The 15,084-nt window shown below is 56.3% G+C and carries 14 protein-coding genes; 7 read left to right on the top strand and 7 right to left on the bottom strand.

Annotation, left to right across the window (positions count from 1 at the left end; all coding sequences use genetic code 11):
• The first annotated feature begins 81 nt into the window (after nt 1-81).
• The 5 genes from OKF39_RS11260 to osmV all read left to right on the top strand — a co-directional run bounded on the left by OKF39_RS11260 (nt 82) and on the right by osmV (nt 4,529).
• The gene (locus tag OKF39_RS11260; protein ID WP_479983780.1) at nt 82-819 is read left to right on the top strand and encodes a YoaK family protein; all 738 of its coding nucleotides are present in this window, start codon (nt 82-84) and stop codon (nt 817-819) included.
• A gap of 277 nt (nt 820-1,096) precedes the next feature.
• Entirely contained in the window at nt 1,097-1,807 is a 711-nt protein-coding gene (osmY, locus tag OKF39_RS11255; protein ID WP_028012985.1) for an osmoprotectant ABC transporter permease OsmY, read from the top strand.
• A gap of 18 nt (nt 1,808-1,825) precedes the next feature.
• Nucleotides 1,826-2,725: an osmoprotectant ABC transporter substrate-binding protein OsmX gene (gene osmX / locus OKF39_RS11250; RefSeq protein WP_041910236.1), complete on the top strand. Its 900-nt coding sequence runs from the start codon at nt 1,826-1,828 to the stop codon at nt 2,723-2,725.
• Nucleotides 2,726-2,733: 8 nt separating this feature from the next.
• On the top strand, nt 2,734-3,381 hold the full coding sequence (gene osmW, locus OKF39_RS11245) for an osmoprotectant ABC transporter permease OsmW (RefSeq protein WP_028012983.1): 648 nt from the start codon (nt 2,734-2,736) through the stop codon (nt 3,379-3,381).
• Nucleotides 3,381-4,529: an osmoprotectant ABC transporter ATP-binding protein OsmV gene (gene osmV, locus OKF39_RS11240; protein ID WP_479983779.1), complete on the top strand. Its 1,149-nt coding sequence runs from the start codon at nt 3,381-3,383 to the stop codon at nt 4,527-4,529. The genes osmW and osmV overlap by 1 nt, the downstream gene beginning before the upstream one ends.
• 171 nt (nt 4,530-4,700) lie before the next feature.
• Here osmV and OKF39_RS11235 read toward each other — a convergent pair whose 3' ends face one another.
• From OKF39_RS11235 to OKF39_RS11225, 3 genes are all read right to left on the bottom strand, one after another.
• Complete coding sequence (locus OKF39_RS11235) at nt 4,701-4,907, bottom strand: DUF7683 domain-containing protein (RefSeq protein WP_444861435.1); 207 nt, start codon at nt 4,905-4,907, stop codon at nt 4,701-4,703.
• A gap of 399 nt (nt 4,908-5,306) precedes the next feature.
• A complete protein-coding gene (locus tag OKF39_RS11230; RefSeq protein ID WP_047368455.1) occupies nt 5,307-5,774 on the bottom strand; it encodes a DUF6392 family protein in 468 nt (155 codons plus the stop codon).
• The gene (locus OKF39_RS11225; protein ID WP_214573980.1) at nt 5,771-7,468 is read right to left on the bottom strand and encodes an S-type pyocin domain-containing protein; all 1,698 of its coding nucleotides are present in this window, start codon (nt 7,466-7,468) and stop codon (nt 5,771-5,773) included. Before OKF39_RS11225 ends, OKF39_RS11230 begins: the two co-directional genes overlap by 4 nt.
• A gap of 250 nt (nt 7,469-7,718) precedes the next feature.
• Between OKF39_RS11225 and clcB the strand changes: the two genes are divergently transcribed.
• On the top strand, nt 7,719-9,029 hold the full coding sequence (gene clcB / locus OKF39_RS11220) for a voltage-gated ClC-type chloride channel ClcB (protein ID WP_479983778.1): 1,311 nt from the start codon (nt 7,719-7,721) through the stop codon (nt 9,027-9,029).
• Here clcB and bioD read toward each other — a convergent pair.
• The 3 genes from bioD to OKF39_RS11205 all read right to left on the bottom strand — a co-directional run bounded on the left by bioD (nt 8,964) and on the right by OKF39_RS11205 (nt 12,036).
• Nucleotides 8,964-9,659: a dethiobiotin synthase gene (gene bioD, locus OKF39_RS11215; protein WP_028012980.1), complete on the bottom strand. Its 696-nt coding sequence runs from the start codon at nt 9,657-9,659 to the stop codon at nt 8,964-8,966. The two genes, clcB and bioD, sit on opposite strands and share 66 nt — an antisense overlap.
• A gap of 130 nt (nt 9,660-9,789) precedes the next feature.
• On the bottom strand, nt 9,790-11,010 hold the full coding sequence (gene mlc, locus OKF39_RS11210; RefSeq protein ID WP_479983777.1) for a sugar metabolism global transcriptional regulator Mlc: 1,221 nt from the start codon (nt 11,008-11,010) through the stop codon (nt 9,790-9,792).
• A 129-nt stretch (nt 11,011-11,139) separates the two neighbouring features.
• Nucleotides 11,140-12,036 carry a LysR family transcriptional regulator gene (locus tag OKF39_RS11205; protein WP_048961364.1) on the bottom strand — a complete coding sequence of 299 codons (897 nt, stop codon included), beginning with the start codon at nt 12,034-12,036 and terminating at the stop codon, nt 11,140-11,142.
• Between the two features lie 121 nt (nt 12,037-12,157).
• Between OKF39_RS11205 and OKF39_RS11200 the strand changes: the two genes are divergently transcribed.
• A complete protein-coding gene (locus OKF39_RS11200; RefSeq protein ID WP_479983776.1) occupies nt 12,158-13,411 on the top strand; it encodes an MFS transporter in 1,254 nt (417 codons plus the stop codon).
• 63 nt (nt 13,412-13,474) lie between these two features.
• Here OKF39_RS11200 and OKF39_RS11195 read toward each other — a convergent pair whose 3' ends face one another.
• Entirely contained in the window at nt 13,475-14,866 is a 1,392-nt protein-coding gene (locus tag OKF39_RS11195) for an APC family permease (RefSeq protein WP_063153918.1), read from the bottom strand.
• Between the last annotated feature and the right edge of the window lie 218 nt (nt 14,867-15,084).

Below are 15,084 nucleotides of genomic sequence, written 5' to 3'. Positions count from 1 at the left end.
TAATTAAGCCATATCCTGGACAGCCCGTTGCACCGCTTTGCTAGCCTGACTATTCAGGCAAAGCTCAACCCGGAGGTATTCTTGCTGATTAAACTCAAGAAAGAACGAACGCATAAGGAGGATCGTCGGCTTGCCCTCTGGCTGGCGACCTCGGCAGGTTTGCTTAACGCCATCGCCCTTGGGGCATTTGGCTTTTTCCCCTCTCACATGACCGGCAATACCTCACAATTATCCAGCGAAGTCTCCTCCACCGATCTGAGCGATATGATTTTCTTTGGCTCGATTATTCTCTCTTTTGTCACCGGCGCCATCCTTGCTCGTCTTATTGTACTCTGGGGCATTATCCACAATATCAGGCTGGTTTTTTGCCAAATCCTTTTCGTCGAGGGGGTACTATTGACCGGCATCTCTCTCTACGAGATGTATTTCCACGCCCTCACGAGCAACCGCGAGATTATTATTTTTCTGTGCGGCCTGATGGGCATTCATAATTCAACCTCCACGCAGCTCTCCGGAGGGCGGGTGAGATCGACGCACATTACCGGCACGCTAACGGATGCAGGCATATCACTGGCCTCCGTGCTGGTGGCGATGCTTCGCAGGGATTACTCGAAGGATACCGCGGCACAAAAAAGTCAGCTGAAAACTCACTTAACCACTATTTTCTCGTTTATGAGCGGAGGGATTGCTGGGCTGCTGCTGTTCAGATGGATTGGGTTTAACGCCATGCTGGCGCTTGGGCTGATGCTCGCGATTGTTGCCATTTTTTCTATCATTAGCATCTCGGTTCGCGTTCGCCGGGTTCGTGCCACTATCTAAATAACGAACGACTCTCGGCGTAAGGGCGCCCTTTAATATGTGACACTGTCACTATTGAAAATTCGCTTTAGGACTATTCTGCCCGGCACGCAACCAGCCCTTACGCCATAAGGCTTTAATTAAGGTTGTCACTAATTTCATAGGGTTACTGATTTCCCCCCTTCGCTGGAACCCTTCCCAAACGCTTGCTATAGGTCAATTACCCCTGCCGAAACATGGCATAACAACAGGCAACCGGTGGTTGCTATAACGCATGCGCACAGGGAGACACACCGCAATGCACCCATTACTCAAACGCTCGCTGCTGTTTGTCGGCGCCATTCTCGTGGTCCTCGCCCTCCTCGTCTGGGGAATCGGGCTTGAGACAATCAAGGCGCGCCAGGTTGACCTGGTCTACCTCGGGCAACAGCACATGATTCTGGTTTTCTCGTCGATGTTTTTTGCCCTGCTGGTGGGCATTCCGGCCGGTATTCTGCTGAGCCGTCCGGCCGCGCGGGGCGTCGCCGAATACGTGATGCAAATCTTTAATGTCGGCAACACCTTGCCGCCGCTGGCCGTGCTGGCGCTGGCGATGGTGGTGATTGGTATCGGCGATACGCCCGCCATCATCGCCCTGTTCCTCGCCTCGCTGCTGCCGATTGTGCGCAATACCTACGCCGGGCTGTGCTCGGTCCCGTCGTCGCTGCTGGAAGCGGCAAACGGGATTGGGATGACCAAATGGCAGCGCCTGTGCCAGGTTGAGCTGCCCAACGCCTGGCCGGTTATGCTCTCGGGGATCCGCATCGCCACCGCCATTAACGTCGGTACCGCGCCGCTGGCGTTTCTGATTGGCGCCAGCAGCTACGGCGAGCTGATTTTCCCGGGCATTTACCTGAACGATTTCCCGACCCTGATCCTCGGCGCGGCGGCCACCGCCCTGTTCGCCCTGATCCTCGACACCCTGCTGGCGGCGCTGGGTCGCGTGATGAGTCCCCATCTCGCTCGATAACAATAACAAGGAGCTTTTATGAGACTGATATCCAGCCTTGCGGCGCTGTGTGCCGCGGCGCTGTTCACCGGCCAGGCGATGGCAGCCCCGCTGATTCTGGCGACCAAGAGCTTTACCGAGCAGCACATTCTCTCGGCGATGACCGTACAGTACCTGCAAAAGAAAGGTTTTCAGGTTCAGCCAAAAACCAATATCGCCACGGTGATCTCACGCAACGCGATGATCAACAAGCAGATTGATATGACCTGGGAGTACACCGGCACGTCGCTGATCATCTTCAACCACATCAACAAGCGCATGTCACCGCAGGAGTCCTGGGAGACGGTGAAGCGCCTGGATGCGAAGCACGGTCTGGTGTGGCTCAAACCCGCCGATATGAACAACACCTATGCCTTCGCCATGCAGCGCAAGCGCGCCGAGGCGGAGCATATCAACACCATGTCGGAGATGGTGGCGAAAATTGAACAGGTTCGCAAAACCAACCCGGACAAAAACTGGCTGCTGGGCTTAGACCTTGAATTTGCCGGGCGCAGCGACGGCATGAAGCCGCTGCAGGAGGCCTATAAGATGGATCTGGACCGTCCGCAAATCCGCCAGATGGACCCGGGTCTGGTCTATAACGCCGTGCGCGACGGCTTCGTCGACGCCGGGCTGGTTTATACCACCGACGGGCGCGTGAAGGGCTTTGATCTCAAAGTGCTGGAAGATGATAAAGGCTTCTTCCCGAGCTACGCGGTCACCCCGGTGGTGCGCAAGGACACCCTGGAGGCCAATCCCGGTCTGGAAGAGGCGCTTAATACCCTCTCGGCCCAGCTCAACAACGACGTTATCACCGAGCTGAACAAGAAGGTGGATATTGACCATCAGTCACCGCAGCAGGTCGCCCGCGATTTCCTGCGTAGCAAACAGCTGCTGTAGGAGGCGCTATGGATACCGTTCACTACATTCTGGACAACTGGGACTATCTGTTAACCCTCACGCTGCAGCATCTGTGGCTGGTGGCGCTGGCCGTGGGCTTAGCTATTATCATCGGCGTCCCGCTGGGCATTTTGATTGTGCGCCACAAGTGGCTGGCGACGCCGGTGCTGGGGATTGCCACCATCGTGTTGACCATCCCGTCCATTGCCCTGTTTGGCCTGATGATCCCGCTGTTTTCGCTGATCGGTCAGGGGATTGGCGCCCTGCCCGCAATCACGGCGGTGTTTCTCTACTCGCTGCTGCCGATCGTGCGTAACACCCACACGGCGCTCGACAGCCTGCCGCCGGGCCTGCGCGAAGCCGGACGCGGCATCGGCATGACGTTCTGGCAGCGTCTGCGCTGGGTGGAAATTCCGATGGCGCTGCCGGTGATTTTCGGCGGGATCCGCACCGCCGTGGTGATGAACATCGGCGTCATGGCGATTGCCGCCGTGATTGGCGCGGGCGGACTTGGCCTGCTGCTGCTTAACGGCATCGGCGGAAGTGATATCCGCATGTTGATTGCGGGCGCGCTGATGATTTGTCTTTTAGCGATTGTGCTCGACTGGCTGCTGCACCGTCTGCAGGTGGTTCTGACTCCAAAGGGGATTCGATAATGATAAAACTGGAAAACCTCACCAAACAATTTTCACAGAAGCACGGCCAGACCTTTAAGGCCGTCGATAACGTCAACCTGAACGTGCCCGAAGGGGAAATGTGCGTCCTGCTCGGCCCGTCCGGCTGCGGAAAGACCACCACCCTGAAGATGATTAACCGACTTATCACCCCAAGCAGCGGAAACATCCTGATTAACGGCGAGGACACCAGCGGGATGGACACCGTCACCCTGCGCCGCAACATTGGCTATGTGATCCAGCAGATTGGCCTGTTCCCGAACATGACCATTGAAGAGAACATCACCGTCGTGCCGCGCATGCTGGGCTGGGATAAAGCGCGCTGCAAAGCCCGCGCCGAAGAGCTGATGGATATGGTGGCAATGGATCCGCACAAGTTCCTCCACCGTTATCCGCGCGAGATGTCCGGCGGCCAGCAGCAGCGTATTGGCGTTATTCGCGCCCTGGCCGCGGATCCTCCGGTACTGCTGATGGATGAACCCTTCGGCGCGGTGGACCCGATCAACCGTGAGGTGATCCAGAACCAGTTCCTCGAGATGCAGCGCAAGCTGAAAAAAACCGTCATGCTGGTGAGCCACGATATCGACGAAGCCCTGAAGCTCGGGGACCGCATCGCGGTCTTCCGTCAGGGGAAAATCGTCCAGTGCGCCAGCCCGGACGAGCTGCTGGCGAAACCGGCGAACGAGTTTGTCGGCTCGTTTGTTGGTCAGGACCGCACGCTGAAGCGCCTGCTGTTGGTCTCCGCCGGCGACGTCACCGACCAGCAGCCGACCATTACGGTACGGGGTTCGACTCCGCTCCCGGAAGCCTTTGCAACCATGGATGATAACGATATTCGCGCGATTACCGTGGTTGACGAGCACGGCAAGCCGCTGGGCTTTGTGAAGCGTCGCGAAGCGCGTAACGCCAGCGGGAACTGCGCCGACATCCTGCATCCGTTCCGCATGACCGGCAAAGCCGAAGACAACCTGCGCGTGGTGCTGTCACGCCTGTATGAGAGCAACACCAGCTGGATGCCGATCGTGGATGAGGACGGGCGCTACAACGGCGAGATTTCGCAGGATTATATTGCCGAGTATCTGAGTTCAGGGCGTACGCGCCGGGCGCTGAATATTCATAGCGAGAGCTGAGAATTATATTTTTGAATCCATGCGCGAGACAGGTTCGGCTAGAGCTGTGTAGGGAGTTCATTCGTGAAGCCTCATCCCTTTACGTCATCACGCTGAAGAGACAACGTAATTTCTTCCCGGCAATTTCAACCCACCAGCAACAATTCGCTGGTGGGTTGAAGAACCCGGCCCTCATATTTCTCCACCAGAAATTTGCAAGGTCACATCATCTGAATAAAACGTTTTACCTACCAATAATTCAAACTCGTGAGCCTGGTTTTTTGTCAAGTTGTACACTCCAATTCCACACATAAATTCTTCTCGGTCTCTCGCATTTAATCCCAAAATATCTGCCATTACATGTGCTTTTTCAGATGGAATTTCTATCTCGAAAAGCAAGATTTCTGTTTCTTTTCTATAAATATCAATAGCTTAGACAATATTCTTTTTTCAACCTTTCTGGATTGGTCGGCAGGCTTCATCTACTCGCCTTTTAGCCGCAGCTGCGGCAGCCTGATAATCCACCTCCTCATCGTTACCATTCCACAACTTACTGCCTCTTTAGTGTCAGTTTTATAAGTGATTATTTCATTGTCCACTAATTCTTTTTAGCTCCTGCCCAGATTACGGCTCAGTGCTTCTACATTTACGGTCATTCGTATAACCCCACATTACGATTCAATTCGTGAATTTTAACCTTTGCAGCTTCAATCTGACTTTCCGTCGCACCATGCTTTTTTAATGGTGGCTTTATTGCACGCGAGCACAAAAAGCCCCTCCCGGGGCTTGTGTTGCGCATTACCAGCGAAGCTCTGAGGTTGGCATGAAGGTTACAGACCTCACGCGATCCTCTAGGTCATAGTTAATCTGCATGCTCGTAGGAATATCGTGATCCTTTACCTCATAAAGGTCTGTCCAACCATAATCCTTATTCATCACAGTGTAAGGCGGCGCACTTCTTAGCGGCTCACCAAGAGTTTCATTAACCCATTTACGAGACATAGACGCCTGCAAGGGTGCTGGTAGTTCATTAGGAAATGTCCAACTGGACGCAGGTTCGTGCTGAATTCTGAGTGTGACAGATTTCAAAATCCGCCCCTCTCGCCAAAAAGAAAGAAAAATCCCTTCCTGAGCCATTTCGAGGTTGAGGGTCGGTGTTCCAGAAGATCCCTTTGGAGGAGACTTATACGGAATTAAGTCCTTACCAAGCATATATTGATAAGACTTACCAAGACTATATATCAGCGCCTCAACGTCTATCGTCATTTGTAAAGCCCCGCTTCACTGTTAATTGTATGTATTTTCACCCTTGCTGCTTCGATCTGGATTTCGGTCGCTCCATGCTCTTTCAATGCCGGTTTTATGGCATCCAGATTGCGATCCACTGCTGCCCTGAGGTTCCTTGAGTCAAGATCAATATGTGTAGGCGTATTACGTCCACCATATGTCTCGCTTATTTTTTGATGAATATCTTTCGGGATCACGATGGCTGCAACTTTATCAGTCAGTGCAAATATCTCGTCATCATCTAGCAACGGATAATTAGCTTTTAGATATGCATCAACGGCAGCCCTCGACGGCATGTGATCAGCCTCGTAAATCCCCTGCCGAGAACGGCGTTTGAAGTCACTGTATAACTCAACCTCCAGAAACTCCACCGGCGGTTTGCTCAGGTAAATATAAATCGGCGGCAGGTCAGGGAACGGCAGGATCAGAATGTAATCCGCGAAACGTTTTTCCTCCGGTGCCGGGCTGGTGGTCGCCGTTATGCCGGTGTTATCCGGCAGCGGGTCCACTATCACCGGGTTCGGCAACACTGGCCGCGTCTGGTTGCCGGTATTCCACGGTTTTTCTTCACCTGTCCGATCAGGCGTCCAGACGATGGTGACGCGCGGTTCTTCCTCCGTGGTGAAGGTGTACGCCTGAGCGCTGCTGTCATACTCCATTTTTCTGACGCGAACACTGTCCCGGCCGGGTGGCGTGTGCCAGCCACGCGGGACCGCGTTCCCGCTGCTGTCGTTCTCCCACGTATAGCGCACCCGGCTCGGGGCTTCACGCATCTGCTCCAGGCGCATACGGTCGATAAAATCCTGTTCGCCGTCGTTCAGCCTGCCGGGCATCATTCCCACCAGCAGCCCGGCCACGGATGCACCCGCTCCGGCGGCGGCTGTCTCCCCCAGCCCGGCGGCACCACGTACCGCCCAGGTGCCGTAGGTCAGCGCTCTGCCGCTTATCAGCTCCAGCAGGCTTGCGCCTGCCGTGGCCGTCTGCGCGCGTGCAGCTGCAACTGCAGCAGCAACGGCGGCCTGATAATCCATCTCCTCATGGTTACCGTTCCACCAGCGATAAAGGGCGCTGCGCTTCTTCGGTTTGGGAATATCGTCTGGCTTTTTCTTTTTTGCGGTCCGGGCGTGCTGCGGGGTGTCTGAATCGGTTGCAGGGTCGCTGGCGGGCATGGCCTGAAAAAAAGCCATATCAGCAAAATTGGTGTGAGGCTCGCGCTGGTCACCGGCATCATTACACCCCTCACCGCGCAGGCAGGATTTTGCGAATACCCGGTTACGCTCCCTTTCTTCCTCTCTGCGTTTTTCTTCGGCTTGCTTTTCTGCAACCAGCCTGGCAGCGTGTTCTTCCCTGGCAACCTCAACCGGGTCCCGTCCCCGTCCCAGCCACTGACCTGCCGGAGCAATCACCCGGTTCGAACCCGGCGGGCAATCACAGTGTACTTTTGAACCGTGAACGGCTGCGGGCACCCCGTGAAATGTCACGCGTTCTTCACCTGATACAATGACGCCCTGTTTCCCGCATTTGGGACAGGGTGTGGTTTTATCACCTACCCTGAGTATTCTGCGGCCAAATTCGGTGCTGTCCGTTATAGACGCAATACACCTGGCACCGGTAGTCGTTTTATCATTCTCAAGCGCCTGCCCCCGACCATAATTATCGGTACGGTAACCCATGCATTACGCTCCGGTAATTAGTGAGTTCGTTACTCATAAAGAATTTCCTTTTCCTTCCTGTAAATAAAAAAGCAATTTTACTATGAAGACGAGTTCACCAGATTTATTCAGCACTTTTGGTTAATATTTAATAATCAAATAAATGACAAAGAAAAATAAATAATATATATAGAACACCCTATAAAAGCTCATTTGCATACTGATTGAGTTCCAACCACAATAGGACATCGTCCCCGTTTACTCGCGACCCATGCAACGTCTTCATACGTACCCCGACATCCGCGCAATGTTTCGCCGACTCCTGATTGCCACCGTCACCGGCGTGCTGGCCGCGCTGGCCGTTGCGGTGTTCCGCCACAGCATGTACCTGCTGGAGTGGCTGCTTCTGAGCAACGACAGCGGCAGCCTGGTGAATGCCGCCGCGTCGCTCTCCCCCTGGAGGCGCGCGCTGACGCCCGCGCTGGGCGGGCTGGCTGCCGGGTTGTTGCTCTGGGGATGGCAGCGCCTGACCGCCCAGCGGCCTCATGCCCCCACCGATTATATGGAAGCGCTGGAGACCGGCGACGGTCAGTTTGACTACGGCGCGAGCCTCGTTAAATCTCTTGCTTCGCTGCTGGTCGTTGCCAGCGGAAGCGCCATCGGCCGCGAAGGGGCCATGATCCTGCTTGCCGCCCTCGCCGCCTCCTTTTTTGCCCGGCGCTTTACGCCCAAATCGGAATGGAAGCTTTGGATCGCCTGTGGCGCCGCCGCCGGGATGGCCAGCGCCTACCATGCTCCGTTAGCGGGAAGCCTGTTCATTGCAGAGATTCTGTTTGGCACGCTGATGCTGGCCTCGCTCGGCCCCGTGGTGATTGCGGCGGTGGTGGCGCTTCTTACGACGCAACTCCTGGCACCGGGTGCCGGTACGCTCTACGAGGTCCATCTGAGGGGCATTCTCACCGCGGCAGATTATGCCCTGCTGGTCGCGATGGGGCTGCTGGCAGGTCTCTGCGGACCGCTGCTGATGTGGCTAATGGCGTTCAGCCACGGGCTTTTCCTGCGCCTCAAACTTTCGCCGCCGTGGCAGCTGGCACTCGGCGGCTTGATTGTCGGGCTGCTGTCTCTTTTGACGCCGAAGGTTTGGGGGAACGGCTACAGCGTGGTTCAGGCTTTTCTGCTCGCCCCGCCGCTGCTGTCGGTGATTGCCGGCGTGTTCATCTGTAAATTGCTGGCGGTGCTGGCAAGCAGCGGTTCGGGTGCGCCGGGCGGGGTATTTACGCCTACCCTGTTTGTCGGTATGGCTACGGGGATGCTGTTCGCGCAGTTTTTCGCGCTGTGGCTGCCGGGTTCTGAGACGGCCATGTTGCTGGGGCTGGCCGGGATGGCAACGCTGCTCGCTGCGACCACGCATGCGCCCATTATGTCGGCGCTGATGGTCTGTGAAATGACCGGGCAGTATTTTTTACTGCCCGGTTTACTGGTCGCCTGCGTGATAGCGTCCGTACTGTCGCGGACGTTACGCCACGACTCGATCTACGGTCAACACGCCACCGAGGGCAGAGAGATCGATGTACTGCGCTAGCTCGCGCTGCTCGGCGCGAGGCAGATAAGGCAGCTCGCCCACCAGCGGGCCAGGCAGTTTGGTGCTCAGTACGTCGATGATCTCCGCGTAGTGCGCGAGGCCTGGATTAATACGGTTTGCCACCCAGCCAGCCAGCGGCAGGCCGTCATTGGCAATCGCCTGCGCCGTCAGCAGCGCGTGGTTGATACACCCTTCCTGGATCCCCACTACCATCACTACCGGCAGCTGCTCCTGCACGACCCATTCAGACAGCGGGCGTAAATCATTCATCAGGCTGCGCCAGCCGCCCGTTCCTTCGACGACTACGTGATCGACCTGCTCACTCAGGTTCGCCAGCCCGTCGGATAACAGGGAATAATTGATCGGGCCGCTGTGCGCCACGCTGCTTTCATCTTCGCTTAACGCAATAGGATTGACCGCGTGGTAAGGCAGTTCCAGTGACGAGACGCTTTGCAGCACCAGGGCGTCTTTATTTCGCAATCCCTCTGGCGTCTCTTTACTCCCTTTTGCGACCGGTTTGTACCCAGCGACGCGTTTACCGCTTGCTGTCAGAGCCTGCAGCAATGCGCGGGATACAACGGTCTTGCCGACAGAGGTATCTGTACCAGTAACAAAGAAACGCTTAAGCATGACTCACTCCACCTCTTGGGTATGCTTCGAAAATATCAACCAGGTAAATAATTCAGTGGAGGAAGTCTACGGGATGCGTGCGCTACCCGGCTTGAGATAGCGCAATTTTTCTTACATCTGCGGAAAAGAGTTAACCCTGTAACAGGCGGATAAGCAGCGAGCCATTGTACATGGCATCTTTGACCAGCGCCGCGCCGGCCATCGTGCCCTGGTTGGAAAACTGGGTACTTTCTACCGCAATATTTCTGCTGTAGGCAGGAAGCGACTGCTGCTGAATACAGGCCGTAATCGCCGGAAAAAGGATCTCCGCCGCCTGGCTGAGCGGTGAGCCGATCAGGATTTTTTGCGGATTGAAGAGGTTCACCATAATCGCCAGAATGCGGCCTACGTTATTCCCCACCCCGGTAATAATGTCCTTCGCCAGCAGATCCCCCTGACGCGCGGCGTCACAGAGAGAATCCACCGTCAGGGGTTGGCCGTGAAGCGAAGAGCTCATGGACTGACTGAGCCTGACCTGCGCCAGCTCCAGCACGCTTTCCACGCTGGCAATGGTCTCCAGACAGCCGTGGTTCCCGCAGTAGCAACGCTTGCCGTACGGGTCGACCTGGGTATGGCCAATTTCCACCAGGCTGCTGCTCCCGGCGTGGAGAAGCCGTCCGTCGGTGATCACCCCCGCCCCGACGTTGTGGTCGATGACCACCTGAATCACATCCCGCGCACCGCGCGACGCGCCAAACAGCGCTTCCGCCATCGTCCAGGCGCTAATGTCGTGCTGAATATAGACCGGCACGCCGGTATGGTTTTCCAGCACTTCGCCCAGCGGCATCTCTTTAACATCGTCGTAAAACGGCATGCGGTGAACAATACCATTTTCGGTATCAATAATGCCGGGCATGGTGATGGCAATCGCCGTTAAGCGTTCAAGCCGCTGCTGATGGCGAATAAAGAAGCGATCGATATGGGAGACAATCGCATCGAGAAGCGGTTCCTCGGCATTGAGCGACAGCTCAAGCCGGTCTTCCACCACCAGCTTGCTGCTGAGATCGCGCAGCGCAAGGAAGATCTCTCCGCGGCTGATGCGCAGCGAGAGGTAGTGCCAGGCTTCCGTCTCGACCACCAGGCCGACCGCCGGACGACCACGGCTGCCCGGCTCCTGAATTTCCGTCTCCTGGACCAGGTGCGCTTCCAGCATTTCGCGGACAATTTTGGTGATACTGGCAGGTGCCAGCTGTGCCAGGCGCGACAGATCGATACGCGAAACCGGACCAAGCTGATCAATCAGGCGATACACCGCGCCAGCGTTGGTCTGCTTAATCTGATCAATATGCCCTGGCTGACTATCAGCAACCACCTCGTACTCCCTTATTTTCGAGCTTCGAAATAAACTGTTGGCTATGGTGAAGCACTTCCATGGGTGTCGTCAAATATTTACTTAGCCTTGTGATTTACCGCACATTTTTACCCGTTTTCCAGGGAAATATCAGACCGCGGAAGCCTGGATTAACCGCTGTTTGAAGCGCTGGGCAGCATGACTCTGTTCGCGATGTTTTGACCACACCAGCCACATCTCTGAAACGGCATCCTCCTCGGCGATAGTAACCCAGCGCATCTCACGCAGCTGTACCCGCTTAAAGGAGGCCGGGAGTATCGACACACCCAGCCCGGCGGCGACCAGGCCGATAATGGTCATCGCCTCTCCCACTTCCTGGGTAATGACCGGCGCCAGATCGTAGCGGCGCATCAGCCCCAGAATATCGTCATACAGGCCCGTCCCGACCTGCGGGTCAAAAAAGACAAACGGCTCTTTTGCCAGCTCCGCCAGCGAAACCGCCGGACGCGACGCCAGAGGGTGATCGTTCGGGATCATGGCCATCAGCGGTTCGCGCAGGATAACCTCCCACGCCAGCGTGTCCGGCAGCTGGGTATTACGCATCAGCCCCAGATCGAGCGCACCTTCGTTCAGCGGCGCAATCTGCTCGCGGGTATTAATTTCGCGAGTCTGAATATGCACGTCCGGAAAATGACGGCGGAAGGACGAAAGCGTCTGCGAGACGGCGCTGATAAACGGCGCGGACGAGGTAAACCCGATCCGCAGCTCCCCGGCTTCCCCAAGATAGAGCCGTTCCGCCCGGGCAGCGGCGTCGTCGACCATGCTCAGAATTTGTCGGCTGTCGATCAGAAACTGCTTACCCGCCGCCGTCAGGCTCACGCTGCGGTTGGTGCGGGCCAGAAGACGCGCCCCGACCTGCTGTTCGAGGATTTGAATCTGCTGGCTTAAGGGCGGCTGAGAAATGTTCAGTCGTGCCGCCGCGCGGCCGAAATGCAGTTCCTCAGCGACGGCGACAAAGTAGCGAAGATGACGCAGCTCGATATTCATATTTTTAAAGTATCATTTGAGATTATTAATATATTAGACAGAATATTTACATTTTCCTACCCTGAAGGTGTGGTCATACCCGTCACCAGAAATCACGGGGATGTTTAAGCAAGGAAACTGTGTGAGTCGTACATCTACCATTGATATCGCGCCGGCCAGAGATATTAATGATTTGCCTGTAGCATCGCAGCCGGTTCAGTTCATCAAACGTGGTACCCCCCAGTTTATGCGCGTCACGCTGGCGCTCTTTTCCGCCGGTCTGGCAACGTTTGCCCTGCTCTACTGCGTTCAGCCGATCCTGCCCGTTCTCTCCCATGAATTTGGCGTATCGCCTGCCAGCAGCAGCGTTTCGCTTTCCATTTCAACCGGGATGCTGGCAATTGGCCTGCTTTTTACCGGCCCGCTCTCCGACGCCATTGGCCGTAAACAGGTGATGGTAACCGCCCTGATGCTGGCCTCGGTCTGTACGTTACTCTCGACAATGATGACCAGCTGGCACGGCATTTTGATGATGCGCGCGCTGATCGGGCTCTCGCTCAGCGGCGTGGCGGCAGTCGGGATGACCTATCTCAGCGAGGAGATCCACCCGAGCTTCGTTGCCTTTTCGATGGGGCTGTACATCAGCGGGAACTCGATTGGCGGCATGAGCGGGCGTCTGCTGAGCGGGGTATTCACGGACTTCTTTAGCTGGCGCATTGCGCTGGCGGTGATCGGCTGTTTTGCGCTGGCATCGGCCCTGATGTTCTGGAAAATCCTGCCAGAATCGCGCCATTTTCGCCCGACGTCTCTGCGCCCGAAAACGCTGTTTATCAACTTCCGCCTTCACTGGCGTGACAAAGGTTTACCGCGACTGTTTCTGATGGGATTCCTGCTGATGGGTTCCTTCGTGACGCTGTTTAACTATATTGGCTACCGGCTGATGCTCTCGCCGTGGCATCTGAATCAGGCTGTTGTGGGTTTGCTTTCCGTGGCCTATCTCACCGGTACGTGGAGTTCGCCGAAAGCCGGGGCGATGACAGCACGCTTTGGCCGCGGGCCGGTGATGCTGGTGTTTACCGCGGTGATGCTGCTCGGCCTGCTGCTGACGCTCTTCTCCTCCCTGTGGCTTATCTTTGCCGGGATGCTGCTCTTCTCCGCAGGGTTCTTCGCCGCTCACTCCGTCGCCAGCAGCTGGATTGGCCCGCGTGCGCGTCGCGCCAAAGGACAGGCATCGTCGCTGTATCTGTTTAGCTATTATCTGGGCTCAAGCATCGCCGGGACGCTGGGCGGTGTGTTCTGGCATCACTACGGCTGGAACGGCGTGGGCGGGTTTATCGCGCTGATGCTCTGTGCCGCACTGCTGGTGGGCGCAAGCCTTCATAAACGCCTGAGATAATCATCCTGCGGGCTGATGCCCGATCCAGATAAACGGCACCAGCTTACTGGTGCCGTTTCACGTTCAGGAATCCCAGGCCTGCTCTATCTTACCGGCTTCAAACTGCGGAGGCGGTTTTCGGAAGCGGCGCGTGAGCCAGGTCAGGTAAAGGACACCCAGTGCCGCCCAGATGAGGCCAAGCGTCAGGGACGTCGCTTCGAGGTTGATCCACAGCACGCCGACCGTTGCGGCACCAATGAGTGGCAGCAGGAAATAGTGGAGCCGATCTTTCCACGTTTTGTTCAGCCCCTTACGCCGCCAGAAATGGTTGTACACCGAGAGATTAACAAACGTAAACGCCACCAGCGCGCCAAAGTTGATCAGCGCCGTCGCGGTCACCAGATCAAAGTACAGGGCCGACAGCGCCACTATCCCTACCATAATCACGTTCAGGGCCGGAGTGCGCCACTTCGGATGCACGTAGCCAAACACCCGCTCAGGAAAGACGTTGTCACGCCCCATCACGTACAATAAGCGTGAGACGCTGGCGTGCGAGGCCAGGCCTGAAGCGAGCGTATTCACAAACGTGGTGCACAGAAACACCGACTGGAAGAGCTTGCCGCCCACGTACAGCGCAATTTCCGGCAGCGCGGCGTCCGGGTTCTTGAAACGCGCGATCGTCGGGAAAAAGAGCTGCATGAAAAACGAGGCAACAATAAATATCAGCCCGCCATACAGTGCGGTCAGGAAAATCGCTTTGGGGATCACCCGCGCCGCGTTTGGCGTCTCTTCCGACAGCGTGGTGACCGCGTCAAAGCCGAGGAAAGAGAAGCAGACGATAGTCGCGCCGGTAATGATAGGAAGCAGGTGCGCGTTCTCGCTGATAAACGGCTGGAGCGACCAGACGGTGCCGACCCCCTCACCCTTGTGCAGGCCGTGCACCACGAGTATGACAAAGACCACCATGATGGCGACCTGCACCAGCACAAACAGGGTGTTAAAGTTGGCGACCAGGTTAACGCTTTTCAGGTTCGCCAGCGTCAGGATCGTTACAAAACCCACCACCCAGACCCAGGGCGGGACTTCAGGGAACAACGCGGAAAGGTAGATCTTCGCCAGCAGCACGTTGATCATCGGCAGGAAGAGATAGTCCAGCAGCGATGACCAGCCAACCATAAAGCCTAAGTGAGGGCCGATCGATTTCTGCGTGTAGGTGTAAGCAGAGCCCGCTTCCGGGAACTGTCGCACCAGTTTGCCGTAGCTGATGGCGGTAAACATGACGCCCGCCAGCGCCAGGAGATACGAGGCGGGCACGTGGCCATTGCTGATACCGGACACAATGCCGAAGGTATCAAACACGGTCATGGGCGTGAGGTAAGCCAGCCCCATCATGACCACCTGCCAGAGCTTGAGGGAACTGCGCAGCCGGGTTCTTCCGGCCATGCGCGGCGAGTCAAGAGAGGTATTAGTCGCCATAAACCATCCCCCCCATGCTTACCGTGGTTTGCAATCGCGCTGACCGTAACGCAAACCTGCTTAGCAAAGGGGGAAGTTGTAAAGAACATACGCGATCGTACCAGCGCAGCGTCTCTCGCTCGCACTCACAGCAGGCACCTGACTGGCCCCCTTCGCCCTGCGGATAGTTGAACATCTGCATCATTTCCTACCTCGTCACACAGTGTCGTTAAGAAAGT

The sequence above is a fragment of the Enterobacter cloacae complex sp. HYC042_NIDB genome, from assembly GCF_056673315.1.
This window is presented reverse-complemented; position numbering and strand designations above follow the sequence as displayed.

What these genes read in the sequence shown, in the direction of transcription:
- bioD (WP_028012980.1), bottom strand. Translation starts at nt 9,659, where the DNA reads ATGCTTAAGCGTTTCTTTGTTACTGGTACAGATACCTCTGTCGGCAAG.
- osmX (WP_041910236.1), top strand. Translation starts at nt 1,826, where the DNA reads ATGAGACTGATATCCAGCCTTGCGGCGCTGTGTGCCGCGGCGCTGTTC.
- OKF39_RS11225 (WP_214573980.1), bottom strand. Translation starts at nt 7,468, where the DNA reads ATGGGTTACCGTACCGATAATTATGGTCGGGGGCAGGCGCTTGAGAAT.
- osmV (WP_479983779.1), top strand. Translation starts at nt 3,381, where the DNA reads ATGATAAAACTGGAAAACCTCACCAAACAATTTTCACAGAAGCACGGC.
- osmW (WP_028012983.1), top strand. Translation starts at nt 2,734, where the DNA reads ATGGATACCGTTCACTACATTCTGGACAACTGGGACTATCTGTTAACC.
- OKF39_RS11205 (WP_048961364.1), bottom strand. Translation starts at nt 12,036, where the DNA reads ATGAATATCGAGCTGCGTCATCTTCGCTACTTTGTCGCCGTCGCTGAG.
- OKF39_RS11230 (WP_047368455.1), bottom strand. Translation starts at nt 5,774, where the DNA reads ATGACGATAGACGTTGAGGCGCTGATATATAGTCTTGGTAAGTCTTAT.
- clcB (WP_479983778.1), top strand. Translation starts at nt 7,719, where the DNA reads ATGCAACGTCTTCATACGTACCCCGACATCCGCGCAATGTTTCGCCGA.
- OKF39_RS11195 (WP_063153918.1), bottom strand. Translation starts at nt 14,866, where the DNA reads ATGGCGACTAATACCTCTCTTGACTCGCCGCGCATGGCCGGAAGAACC.
- osmY (WP_028012985.1), top strand. Translation starts at nt 1,097, where the DNA reads ATGCACCCATTACTCAAACGCTCGCTGCTGTTTGTCGGCGCCATTCTC.